The sequence below is a fragment of the Pseudomonas sp. NBRC 111127 genome (assembly GCF_001320345.1).
GTDB classification, from domain to species: Bacteria; Pseudomonadota; Gammaproteobacteria; order Pseudomonadales; family Pseudomonadaceae; genus Aquipseudomonas; species Aquipseudomonas juntendi.
On record NZ_BCBD01000067.1, the window covers coordinates 17527 to 28807 of the forward strand.

The following is an 11281-nucleotide window of genomic DNA, read 5'->3' on the forward strand; positions in this document are numbered from 1 at the left end:
TCATTGCTCCGGTAAGGTCGGCGCCGCTGCTGCCGGCTGGCCGAGGGGCAGGCGCAGGGTGAAGCACGTCCCCTGGCCAGGCGTGGAGTGCACCTCCATCTGCCCCTTGTGGTTGTTGGTGATGATGAAGTACGAAACCGACAGGCCCAGCCCGGTGCCCTGGCCGATTTCCTTGGTGGTGAAGAACGGCTCGAAGGTACGCTTGCGCACGGCCTCTGGCATGCCGACGCCATTGTCCTCGACCTGGATCTCCGCCCACGGCGGGTTCAGCCGGGTACGCAGGGTGATCCGCCCCGGCTCGCTCGGTTGCGGGCGCAGGTGGATGGCCTGGGCGGCGTTCTTCAACAGGTTCAACAGTACCTGTTCCAGTTCGTTGGCAGTGCACGGCACGGGCCCCAGTTCAGGGTCGAACTGCCGCACGATGGCCTGCCCCTTGAAGTCGAAACCGATCGCCAGGTCGAAGTCGTTGCCGGCAATTTCCACCGCCTGGTCGATCAGCGCCGGCAGCTCGCAAGGCTCCAGCCGTCGGTTGCTGCGGCGGCTGAAGCTGAGCATGTGGGTGACGATCTTCGCCGCGCGGGCCCCGGCCTGCTGAATGCCATCGAGCAGTTGCGGCACTTCGCGGCTGGCCAGGTAGCGGTTGATCATGGCCAGGTCGAGGCCAAGCTCGCTGGCCTGTTCCTGGTTGCGGGGCAGGTCTGCCGACAGGCGTCGGCGGATGTTCTGTACGTTGTGCAGGATGGCGCCCAGCGGGTTGTTGATTTCGTGAGCCATGCCCGCCGCCAGGCCGCCGACCGAGAGCATTTTTTCCGACTGGACCATCATTTCTTCCAGCGACAGGCGCTGGGTGATGTCGTCGATGCGGATCACCACGCCGCGCCCGCCGCCGCCGGTGAGCGGGTAGAAGGTGAGGGCGTAATGGCGCAGCTCGTCGCCCTTGGGCCAGGTGACCCGCTCGATCTTGGCCACCCGGTGCTTTTCCACGGTTTCCTTGAGTTGCGGCAGGAACGGCTTCAGCGGCTCGAAGGCGATGAATACCGGCTGGTTCAGCGCCTCATGCAACGGCGTGCCGGAGAGGACCGTGGCTTCGTGATTCCACTGGGTGACATAGAGCTGTTCGTCCAGGGCGATCAATGCCGAAGGCATCGAGTCGATGATGCTGTTGAGGTAGTTCTGGAAACCGGTGAGTTTTTTCTCGATTTTGCTGCGCACCTGCACTTCCAGTTCCAGCTTGCGGTTGGTATGGCGGGTTTCCTCGGCCAGGCCCTGGGCCTGGTCATAGGCATCCTGGAACTCGTCACGGGCGCGTTTGAGTTGCTGCTCACGGGCCTCGATGCGCGAAAGCATGGTGTTGAAGGCGTCGGCCAGGCTGCCGATCTCATCGTCGTTGCCGCGCCGGGCGCGAAGGGCGTAGCTCTCTTCGCGGGTGACCTGGCGGCTGAGTTCTTCAAGCTGGTTGATCGGTTGGGTGATCAGGCGTTTGATCTGGCGGGCGATGAAGATCCACAGCAGGATGCTGAACACCAGGATAGCCAGGCTGGCACTGAGCGTGCCGGTGTAGAACGCGGTGGGCAGCTCGCTGCTGGCCACCAGCAACAGGTGGGCCGGCGGGTTGGCCTCGCGCGGGATGCGGATCAGTTGGGTGCTGCGAAACTCCATCAGGCGCCAGCCGTCGATGTTGCGAAAGCGCTTGGGCAAGGTCAACGGGTCGCCATGCTGGAGTTGCGCCAGCATGCGACCGTCCCCCCCGTACACGGCTGCCGCGCGCAGCGGGGTGTAGCTGTCCAGCTCCTTGAGCAGGGCACTGGCGGTGTCTGGGGTGTCGCCCGCGCGCTCGGCCAGTTGCGGGTTGGCCACCAGCCGGCCGATGGTCTGCAGGGCCTGGGGTGCCATGCTCTCCTGGGTGATCCAGTAAGCCGCGCTGATGAAGGTGAGGTTGGCCACCAGCAGGATGGTCACGAGCAATACCAGCAGGGCCGCCAGCAGCTTCTGCCCGACCGGGAGGTTTTCCAGGCGATGGCGCAAGGTCATGGGCTAGGCAGTGTCCGTATCCAGGTAATAGGGCTGCGTCAGTCGCAGGGCAAGCCACGTAAGCGCAGGTGTTCGACCAGGCGTTGCAGCAGGTGTTCCAGTTGCGGCAGCTGCAGGCCGTGCCGCGCGGCAACCCGGCAGGCATGGCCGAGCAGGTAATGCACCTCGGTGCGTCGGCCTGCGTGCACGTCCTGGTACATGGAAGAGTAGTTGGCTGCGGTGGCCACGATCACCCGTTGCACTTCTTCGTCCAGGCCCTCGGCCGCTTGCGGCTGGCCACAGCGGCGCAGCAGTGCGGCCAGTTCGGTGCACAGGCCATGTACTTCCGCCAGGTGGCCCAGCAAGCCGCCGTTCTGGCAAGCGTGCAGCACGGTCAGCGGGTTGATCGCGCAGTTGAGGGCCAGCTTGCGCCACAGGCGGGTGAGGATATCCACCGTCCATTCGGCAGGGATGCCTGCTTCGTGCAGGTCATCGAACCAGGCCGGCAGCGCCGGGTTGCGCGGGTCGCCCAGCCAGTTGAAGCCATGCCCGGCAAAACGCACTTGCCAGTCGCCCTCGCGGAAGGCGCCTTCGGTGCTGGAGGCGAAAACGCAGCGCGCCTGTGGCAGCAGGTCTGCCACCGCGTCCTGGCTGCCCAGGCCGTTCTGTAGCAGTAGCACGTCTGCGCCCTCGGCCAGGCGTGGTACCAGGCCGGCAATCGCCGGGGCCGCGTCGTAGGCCTTGCAGGCCACCAGCAGGCGATGGATCGGCCCGTCAGCCTGGGCGGTTTCGGCGGGTATGGCGTAGTGCCGGGGCTGTTCTTGCTCGATCAACGTCAGGCCGCCAGCCTGCTCATAGGCCTGCAGCCTTTGCCGATCGCGCAGCACCAGGCGCACTGCCTTGCCCGCGCGTGCCAGGCGGCAAGCCCACAGGCTGCCGAGGCTGCCGGCGCCGAGAATATGCCAGGTGCTGCTCATATGCGTTTCGCAACCCGTTATAATGAGCCCGCATTTTAACCGTCAAACCCGGCGCGCTCCATCTTCAGCCTGAGCGCGCTTTTATTTTGGGAGAACAACCATGCCTTCGTTCGACGTGGTATCGGAACTGGACAAGCACGAAGTGCAGAACGCGGTGGACAACGCCATCAAGGACCTGGACCGCCGTTACGACCTCAAAGGCAAGGGCTCCTTCGAGTTCAAGGACAAAGAGCAGACCGTGATGCTCACCGCCGAGGAAGAGTTCCAGCTCGAAGCCATGCTGGAAATCCTGCGCCTGGCGCTGGTCAAGCGCAAGATCGACGTGAAATGCCTGGAAACCAAGGACCCGTATGCGTCCGGCAAGGAAAAGAAACAGGAAGCCAAGTTCCGCGAGGGTATCGACAAGGACCTGGCCAAGAAGATCGTCGCCACCATCAAGGACGGCAAGCTGAAGGTGCAGGCCGCCATCCAGGGTGAGCAGGTACGGGTAACCGGCAAGAAACGCGACGACCTGCAGGAGGCCATTGCCTTGCTGCGGACCAAGGAATTCGAGATGCCGCTGCAGTTCAACAACTTCCGCGACTGATGCGGGTGTGGCCAGGAACCCCCATGGCTCAATGATGTCCATGGGGGCCGGGGCCGTGTGATAGCACGGTCTGTTCTACCGTGTACTTGCCGTTCGGCATCAGGAGATGAATATGGATTTGAACGCTGAAGTCGATCAGCTGGTTCGCCAGTCGCAAACCTGGATCCCCTTGATCATGCAATACGGCAGCCGTGTGCTGCTGGCGCTGGTGACCCTGGCGGTCGGCTGGTGGATCATCAACAAGGTCAGCGCCCGCCTGGGCAAGCTGGTCGGCCTGCGCAATGCCGACCTGGCGTTGCAGGGCTTCATCAGCACCCTGGCCAACATCGTGCTGAAGGTCCTGCTGCTGGTCAGCGTGGCATCGATGATCGGCATCGAGACCACCTCGTTCGTCGCGGCTATCGGTGCCGCCGGCCTGGCCATCGGCCTGGCGCTGCAGGGTAGCCTGGCCAACTTCGCTGGCGGCGTGCTGATCCTGATGTTCCGCCCGTTTCGCATCGGCGACTGGATCGAGGCACAAGGCGTTGCCGGCACTGTCGACAGCATCCAGATCTTCCACACCGTGCTGCGCACCGGTGATAACAAGACGGTGATCATGCCCAACGGCAGCCTGTCCAATGGCATCATCACCAACACCAACCGCCAGCCCACGCGCAAGGTGGTGTTCGATGTGGGCGTGGATTACGAGGCCGATTTGCAGAAGGCCCGCAATGTGTTGCTGGAGCTGGCCCAGGACCCTCGCGTGCTGGCCGACCCCGCTCCGCAAGCGGTGGTGGCGACGCTGGGTGACAGTTCGATCACCGTGTCGCTGCGCTTGTGGACCAAGACCGCCGATTACTGGGATGTGATGTTCATGCTCAACGAGCAAGCGCGTGACCGCCTGAAGGCCGAAGGGATCGACATTCCGTTCCCGCAGCGGGTCATTCGGGTGGTGCAGGAAACTGCTGCCCAGTAACAGCGCATCAGCGCCGGGGCTGCACAGCGGCCCCGCTTTTTTCGCCCCGATTACACTTGTTCACAGCAAACCCCTGCAATTTCTGGCATATACCCTGCTCCTGCCTGTCACCCCTGATATGCCATCATGAAACCACTGCTGTACATCACCCCCCTGCGGGCCTTGCTGTTTGGCCTGACCCTGGCCCTGTTCGAACTGCTGACCTACCTGGCCAGTGACGCGGTGATGCCGGCTATGCCGGTTGTGGTCGGCGACCTGAAGGCCAGCCCTGAATACATCCCCCATGCGCTCAACCTGTACCTGCTCGGTGGCGTGGTGCTGCAGTGGCTGATCGGCCCGCTGGCAGACCGCTATGGTCGGCGCCCGTTGCTGCTGGCCGGCTGCGCGTTCTTCGGCCTGGCCTGCCTGGCGACCTTCTGGGCCAATGATATTGGCCTGTTCAACCTGTTGCGCCTGTTGCAGGGGATAGGCCTGGGCTTTGTGGTCACGGTCAGCTACCCGGCGCTGAACGAGGCATTCAGCGAGGCGGACGCTGTACGCATGATGGCGCTGCTGGCCAATATCGCGCTGTTGTCGCCGCTGCTTGGCCCGCTGGTCGGGGCCTTGCTGTTGCAGTGGCTGGACTGGCGTTGGCTGTTCGTGGCTTTCGCCGTGGGGGCCGTGGTGTGCTGGGGGCTGCTGTACCGGCTCATGCCCGAAACCCTGGGGGTAGAGCGCCGCGACGGTTCGCGCCTGGCGTTCACGCCGATCCACCTGTTGCCATTGTTGGCAGGCTACGGCCAATTGCTCGGCAACCGTCGCTTTGTCGCGGGCAGCGCCGCCCTGGGCCTGGTCGGGTTGCCGCTGATTGGCTGGATTGGCCTGTCACCGGTATTGCTGATTCACGATGAGGGCCTGACGACCCTGGAATATGCGCTGTGGCAGCTGCCGGTGTTTGGCGGGTTGATCCTGGGCAACCTGATCATCAACCGTATTGCCGACCGCTACCCGCTGCCGGCCCTGGTCCGTGGTGCCCTGTGGCCGTACCTGGCAGGGTTGAGCGTGATGGTGCTGGCGACATGGTATTGGCCGAGCGTGACCAGCTTGGTGGCAGGCATGTCGTTGTATGCACTGGGCCTGGGTGTGGCCAATGCGGTGCTGTACCGCATGACGCTGTTTTCCAGCGAGCAAAGCAAAGGCCTGGTCTCGGCCATGCTGGGGATGATCACCATCGCCCTGTTGGGGCTGGGTGGGGCGTTGCTGGCCATGATCGGCGCCGGTGCCAGCTTGCTGCATTTCGCACTGGCGGCGGGGCTGGCGGGCGCGCTGGCGCTGTGGCCGTTGTGGTTTGTGGTGGGCGGCCGGCCGGGGCAAGGGGCCGTGGCTGACTGATCTGCAGTACCTGTGCCTTGTCGATCTGTAACTTGCCAAGGTCGCTATCGTGGCCTGCATGCGGGTCTTCCTGGTGCGACTCAATGCCATGCTCAGGACTGGCGAGCCTTGGCTGGATCTGGTGTTGCCTCAGCCGAAGAGGGTGTAGATCAACAGCCAAAATGCAGGACTCGAAGATCACACGGTTCCTGTGGGAGCGGGCGTGCCCGCGAACACCGGCGCAGCCGGTGCCAGACACCGCGTCGCCTGCTTCGCGGGCAAGCCCGCTCCCACAATGAATCGCGCAGGCTTTTCAAATTTTGGGAAAGACAGTTGCTCCTACAGGCGGGGCTGGCGGGCGCACTGGCGCTGTGACAGCCACACACAATCGCAATGTGGATTTTTACCCGCGTTGCCCGTCAGGCCGCTGCGCCTGGCTCTGCAAGCGGTTTACCGCGGCCAGCCTCCTGGCGCCACTGCAAGGCGATCAGGATCAGCGTAGGCACGCCCAGCAGGGCGGTAATCAGGAAGAAGTCGTGGTAACCGAACTTCTCCACCATCACCCCCGAGTACCCCCCGATCAACCGCGGCAGCAACAGCATGATCGAGCTGAGCAGCGCGTACTGGGTGGCCGAGAACTTCAGGTTGGTCAGGCTCGACAGGTACGCCACGAACGCAGACGTGGCCATGCCGGAGCTGAAGTTGTCCAGCGAAATGGTGACCACCAGCATTTCCAGGTTAGGCCCCATGTCCGCCAGCATCAGGAACAGGATGTTGGTGCCCGCCGATGCCGCGCCACCAATGAACAGGATGGGCATGATGCCGAAGCGCACGATCAGCAGCCCGCCGATACCGGCACCGACCAGGGTCATGATCAGGCCGAAGATCTTGCTGACACTGGCGATCTGGTCTTTGGTGAAGCCCATGTCGATATAGAACACGTTGGCCATCACGCCCATGACCGTGTCCGACATGCGGTAGGTGGCGATCAGGCCTAGCAATAGCAAAGCCTGCCAGCGGTAGCGGGCAATGAAGTCGTTGACCGGGGTCAGCACCGGGGCCAGGCCGCGGCGGCCCAGGCTCGACAGGCACGCCCAGGTCAGCAGCACATAGAGGATCAGGCGCAGGAAGGCGCGGTCTTCGAGCAACAGGTCGAGCGGCGTGGCATCCCCGGAGATGACCGTGGACCAGCCGGTATTGAACATCTGGGTGAAACTGGCGGGCACCGACACCAGCAGGATGATCAGCACGAACACCGAGGCCATCTGGTGCACCAGGCCGTAGCGCGCAGCCGACAGCTGGGTGCGCAGCGGCACTGGCGGTTCGCGCATGACCAGGGTCGTGAACAGCGCGGGCAGCATCATGACCCCGAACATCACGTAGGTGCCGGCCCAGGCTTTATGCAGGTAACTGAAGCCGGTGGACCCGAACCACTCGGCGAAGAACAGCGCGCCGGCGGTGGCGAGCAGGGCGGCGACCCGGTAGCCGGCCATGTAGCTGGCGGCCAGGGCGGCCTGGCGCTGGTCGTCGGCGATTTCCAGGCGGTAGGCATCCACCGCGATGTCCTGGGTGGCCGAGGCAAAGGCCACCAGCACGGCCATGGCGATCAACCAGGACAGATGTTGTTGCGGGTCGCACAGGCTCATGCCGACCAGGCCGATCACCACCAGTGCCTGCGACAGCAGCAGCCACGAGCGCCGGCGCCCCAGGCCGCCGAGCAGCGGCAGGCGCCATTGGTCGAGCAACGGTGACCACACCCACTTGAAGGCGTAGGCCAGGCCGATCAGGCTGGCGTAACCAATGGTTTCGCGGGCCACCCCAGCCTCGCGCAGCCACACCGACAGGGTCGAGAACACCAACATGTAGGGCAGGCCGGCGGCGAAACCGAGCAGCAAAAGTACCAGGGTTGACGGGCTGGCATAGGCAGCGAGCGCAGCGCGCCAGGTTTTACGGGGCATGGGCCAACATCTGCCTCAAGTTTTCGAAAACAAAGCGCGCACTCTAACCGCTGTGATCTGTCGGGCGCCAGCCATGGCGCGTCATATCCACACGATTGTTGGTCACATTCACGCCTTCTGCACGCAGCCGCGCCCGTTGTTCATCCCCGGCCGGTGTGCCCAGCGCCAGGCTCAGGCGGCCCCCTGCGCCCAGCACCCGGTGCCATGGCAGGCGGGTTTGCGCAGGCAGTTGCCCGAGGGTGCGCCCTACCCAGCGGGCTGCGCGGCCAAGCCCGGCCAGCGCTGCGAGCTGGCCATAGCTCACGACTTTGCCCGCCGGTACTTGGCCAAGCACCGAATACAGTGCCGTTCGTCGACCTTCTGCCGATTCCGGCATGTGCTCAGGTCCCCCAGACATGGCGCCCCCCTTGGGCTGTGGATGAAACCGGACAAATGGTCAGGTAAATGCGTATTGAACTCAATGCCAGGCTGCCGGTCTGTGCTTGCTCTGGTCGGCGGTAGCTGGATAATGCCCGGCTTTTTTCTTCGAATCGAACCGTATTACGTCTATGCATTCTAGATCCCTGTTGTGCCTGCTCGCTGCTTCCCTGTGCGCCTCCCCGGCGTTGGCCGATACCGTGTGGATGAAGAACGGTGACCGGCTCAGTGGCAAGATCAAAGTTTTCGATGGCGGCAAGCTGCTGCTGGAAACGCCCTACGGCGGCTCCATTGCCCTGGACTGGAAACAGGTGCAGACCCTGGAAAGCGACCAGGAACTGCTGGTCAAGCAGGATGCCTACACGGGCGAGAAGGCCAAGTCGCTGAAGGCCGCTGAACCGGGCAAGGTGACCTTGGCCAACGGCGAGGCACCCAAGACCGTGGAGCTGGCCAGCATCGAGCAGATCATGAAGCCCAAGCCCTTGGTCGAAGACTTCGTGTGGAAAGGCAACGTGGATGTGGCGCTGGACTACAAGCGCGCCGAAAACGATACCGACGACTACGATGTCAGCTTCAAGACCACGGCCCGCCACGGCCGCTGGCGGCACAACGCCGAAGGCGAGTACAACCGCGAAACCAAGGACGACGTCACCACCACCGACAACTGGAGTGCCGAATACGCGCTGGACCGCTTCATTACCGAGAAGTGGTTCTGGCAGGGGCGGGCGGAATACAAGCGTGACCGCATCGAAGACCTTGCCCGCCAGCGCACCGTCGGTACCGGCCCGGGTTACCAGTTCTGGGACAACGAACTCGGCGCATTCTCGCTGGGGTCGCTGATCAACCGCACCGACTTCGAGTACCAGGACGGCAGCAAGGACAACTTCTATTCCGCTGCCGTGAAGTGGGACTACACCCGTTACCTGATCGGCAAGAACGTGCAGCTGTTCACCAACGGCGAGCTCGCCAAACCGCTGGGTGGGGTGGCCGACTATTCACTGGATGCCGAGGTGGGGCTGCGCTACAAGGTTACCGAATGGGCTTCGCTCAACCTCAAGGCGGAGCGTGACATCATCAGCGGCACGAGTGAAAGCGATCTGGAGAAGACGCGCTATACCGCGGGCTTTGGCGTGACCTGGTAAACCGCCGGGCCGCACCGCGGCCCCATTGGCACCCGGTGTGATAATGCTTATCTTGTCACCCATCCCGTTTGCCACCAGGAGCCGCACCCAGTGAGTACCAACGCCATCCGCCCAGCCCGGGAACTGCTGCTCAAGGAATACCGCGGCGTGCTCTCGACGCATTCCAAGTCGATGCCGGGCTACCCGTTCGGCTCGGTGGTGCCGTACTGCCTGGACGCTCACGGCAACCCGCTGATCCTCATCAGCCGCATTGCCCAGCACACCCACAACCTGCAAAAAGATCCCAAGTGCTCGCTGCTGGTAGGTGAGCGCGAAGCTGAGGATGTGCAGGCGGTGGGGCGCCTTACGGTAATGGCCGAAGCGCACAAGCTGGTCGAGGCAGACGCCATCGAGGCTGCCGCCGAGCGTTACTACCGCTACTTCCCGGACGCTGCCGGCTACCATAAGGCTCACGACTTCGACTTCTGGGTGCTGCAGCCGGTACGCCACCGCTACATCGGCGGCTTCGGCGCGATCCACTGGCTCGACCAGGTCACCCTGGCCAACCCGTTCGCCGGCACGGCCGAGGCCAGTATGGTCGAACACATGAACAGCGACCACGCCAATGCCATAGCCCACTATGTGCAACTGACCGGCCTGCCGAACCATGCCACAGCGCAACTGGCCGGGGTGGACAGCGAAGGCATGCACCTGCGCATCGGCCAGGGGGTGTACTGGTTACCCTTCCCGCATATTTGCAATACGCCGACACAAGTCCGCGAGGCCTTGGTTTTGCTGGCGCGCGCCGATCAGTGGCCCACGCCTGCAGGGGGCGAGGGTTGAAAAAGCGTGCACTTGCATCCACTTGATGGTCTTAAAGGAAGGTTCTCTTCCGACGAGGAATGCTTTGATGCGTGCTTTTCTACTGTTGCTTCTGCTGTTTCCAGTGCTGGAGCTGTTCGTATTCGTCAAGGTCAGCGCGGCCATCGGTTTCTTCCCGGCGCTGTTGCTGATCATCGCCGGTTCCGCCTTGGGGGTGCTGGTCATGCGTGTGGCTGGCCTGGCCACCGCCCTGCGCGCCCGGGAAAGCCTGCAGCGCGGTGAGTTGCCTGCCGAGGACATGTTCCAGGGCATGATGCTGGCGGTGGGCGGTGGTTTGCTGCTGCTGCCGGGCTTTATCAGCGACGTGCTGGGCCTGCTGTGCCTGCTGCCGTTCACCCGCCAGCTGGCCGCGCGCAAGCTGCGCGAACGCGCCGAGGCCCAGGCCATGCGCCAGCGCGCGTTCCAGGACGACCCGTTCCAGGCCCAGCCGCGCGATGGCGGCCACCGGCCGAACGTGATCGAGGGCGAGTACGAGCGCCGCGACAAGTAACCACCGCTTTCCACTACGGGGCCGCATATGCGGCCCCGCGTTTTTTCCGCGAGCTGAAAAATTTTGTAGGGCAAGCCTTGTAATTGGATATGGCGGCCTCATGTATGTGGTCACCGCAAGGTTTCTGGCATTAACGCCAGACATTACTCAGGTGGCTTGCCCTTGGCGGGCTACCTTCCGGCAACGCCGGACAGCCTCAACCCGCCGGTTTCGATACCGGCCGATGAAAACCACAATTTGGGAGAGATCGACAATGAAGCTTCGTCCTCTGCATGACCGCGTAGTCATCCGTCGCAGCGAAGAAGAATCGAAAACCGCTGGCGGTATCGTCCTGCCGGGTTCGGCCGCTGAAAAACCTAACCGCGGCGAAGTCGTTGCTGTTGGCACCGGTCGCGTTCTGGAAAACGGCGAAGTCCGTGCACTGGCCGTCAAGGTCGGTGACAAAGTGGTTTTCGGCCCTTACTCGGGCAGCAACACCGTGAAAGTCGATGGCGAAGACCTGCTGGTCATGGCCGAGAATGAAATCCTCGCCGTT

The 11281-nt window shown here is 63.4% G+C and carries 11 protein-coding genes and 1 pseudogene; 8 read left to right on the forward strand and 4 right to left on the reverse strand.

Annotated features, from left to right (window positions below; all coding sequences use genetic code 11):
* Window positions 1-2031 (reverse strand): ATP-binding protein, encoded by a 2031-nt coding sequence (locus tag APH30_RS14155; protein ID WP_009682796.1) that lies wholly within the window; start codon window positions 2029-2031, stop codon window positions 1-3.
* 38 nt (window positions 2032-2069) lie between these two features.
* Window positions 2070-2987, reverse strand: a complete 918-nt coding sequence (locus APH30_RS14160; RefSeq protein WP_054905815.1) for a putative 2-dehydropantoate 2-reductase — start codon at window positions 2985-2987, stop codon at window positions 2070-2072.
* Window positions 2988-3087: 100 nt separating this feature from the next.
* Between APH30_RS14160 and APH30_RS14165 the strand changes: the two genes are divergently transcribed.
* The 4 genes and pseudogenes from APH30_RS14165 to APH30_RS29540 all read left to right on the forward strand — a co-directional run.
* Complete coding sequence (locus tag APH30_RS14165; RefSeq protein ID WP_009682794.1) at window positions 3088-3573, forward strand: YajQ family cyclic di-GMP-binding protein; 486 nt, start codon at window positions 3088-3090, stop codon at window positions 3571-3573.
* A gap of 112 nt (window positions 3574-3685) precedes the next feature.
* Window positions 3686-4528 (forward strand): mechanosensitive ion channel family protein, encoded by an 843-nt coding sequence (locus tag APH30_RS14170; RefSeq protein ID WP_009682793.1) that lies wholly within the window; start codon window positions 3686-3688, stop codon window positions 4526-4528.
* A 126-nt stretch (window positions 4529-4654) separates the two neighbouring features.
* Complete coding sequence (locus APH30_RS14175; RefSeq protein WP_054912894.1) at window positions 4655-5899, forward strand: MFS transporter; 1245 nt, start codon at window positions 4655-4657, stop codon at window positions 5897-5899.
* 34 nt (window positions 5900-5933) lie between these two features.
* Window positions 5934-6047, forward strand: a pseudogene (locus tag APH30_RS29540) (IS110 family transposase); the annotation flags it as partial.
* 250 nt (window positions 6048-6297) lie between these two features.
* Here the strand turns inward: APH30_RS29540 and APH30_RS14180 are convergent.
* Together APH30_RS14180 and APH30_RS14185 are read right to left on the reverse strand one after the other, a co-directional pair.
* Window positions 6298-7836: an AmpG family muropeptide MFS transporter gene (locus APH30_RS14180; RefSeq protein ID WP_029887493.1), complete on the reverse strand. Its 1539-nt coding sequence runs from the start codon at window positions 7834-7836 to the stop codon at window positions 6298-6300.
* Between the two features lie 43 nt (window positions 7837-7879).
* Window positions 7880-8233 (reverse strand): MGMT family protein, encoded by a 354-nt coding sequence (locus APH30_RS14185; RefSeq protein ID WP_029887494.1) that lies wholly within the window; start codon window positions 8231-8233, stop codon window positions 7880-7882.
* 151 nt (window positions 8234-8384) lie between these two features.
* Between APH30_RS14185 and APH30_RS14190 the strand changes: the two genes are divergently transcribed.
* The 4 genes from APH30_RS14190 to APH30_RS14205 all read left to right on the forward strand — a co-directional run.
* A complete protein-coding gene (locus tag APH30_RS14190; RefSeq protein ID WP_029887495.1) occupies window positions 8385-9395 on the forward strand; it encodes a DUF481 domain-containing protein in 1011 nt (336 codons plus the stop codon).
* Window positions 9396-9485: 90 nt separating this feature from the next.
* The gene (locus tag APH30_RS14195; protein WP_054912895.1) at window positions 9486-10217 is read left to right on the forward strand and encodes a HugZ family protein; all 732 of its coding nucleotides are present in this window, start codon (window positions 9486-9488) and stop codon (window positions 10215-10217) included.
* Window positions 10218-10284: 67 nt separating this feature from the next.
* Window positions 10285-10746: an FxsA family protein gene (locus tag APH30_RS14200; protein ID WP_054912896.1), complete on the forward strand. Its 462-nt coding sequence runs from the start codon at window positions 10285-10287 to the stop codon at window positions 10744-10746.
* Between the two features lie 253 nt (window positions 10747-10999).
* Window positions 11000-11281: co-chaperone GroES (locus tag APH30_RS14205; protein ID WP_054912897.1), on the forward strand; the 282-nt coding region annotated here is incomplete at its 3' end.

Coding starts and splice junctions, on each gene's coding strand:
- APH30_RS14200 (WP_054912896.1), top strand. CDS start 10,285: ATGCGTGCTTTTCTACTGTTGCTTCTGCTGTTTCCAGTGCTGGAGCTG.
- APH30_RS14185 (WP_029887494.1), bottom strand. CDS start 8,233: ATGTCTGGGGGACCTGAGCACATGCCGGAATCGGCAGAAGGTCGACGA.
- APH30_RS14160 (WP_054905815.1), bottom strand. CDS start 2,987: ATGAGCAGCACCTGGCATATTCTCGGCGCCGGCAGCCTCGGCAGCCTG.
- APH30_RS14165 (WP_009682794.1), top strand. CDS start 3,088: ATGCCTTCGTTCGACGTGGTATCGGAACTGGACAAGCACGAAGTGCAG.
- APH30_RS14175 (WP_054912894.1), top strand. CDS start 4,655: ATGAAACCACTGCTGTACATCACCCCCCTGCGGGCCTTGCTGTTTGGC.
- APH30_RS14190 (WP_029887495.1), top strand. CDS start 8,385: ATGCATTCTAGATCCCTGTTGTGCCTGCTCGCTGCTTCCCTGTGCGCC.
- APH30_RS14170 (WP_009682793.1), top strand. CDS start 3,686: ATGGATTTGAACGCTGAAGTCGATCAGCTGGTTCGCCAGTCGCAAACC.
- APH30_RS14155 (WP_009682796.1), bottom strand. CDS start 2,031: ATGACCTTGCGCCATCGCCTGGAAAACCTCCCGGTCGGGCAGAAGCTG.
- APH30_RS14180 (WP_029887493.1), bottom strand. CDS start 7,836: ATGCCCCGTAAAACCTGGCGCGCTGCGCTCGCTGCCTATGCCAGCCCG.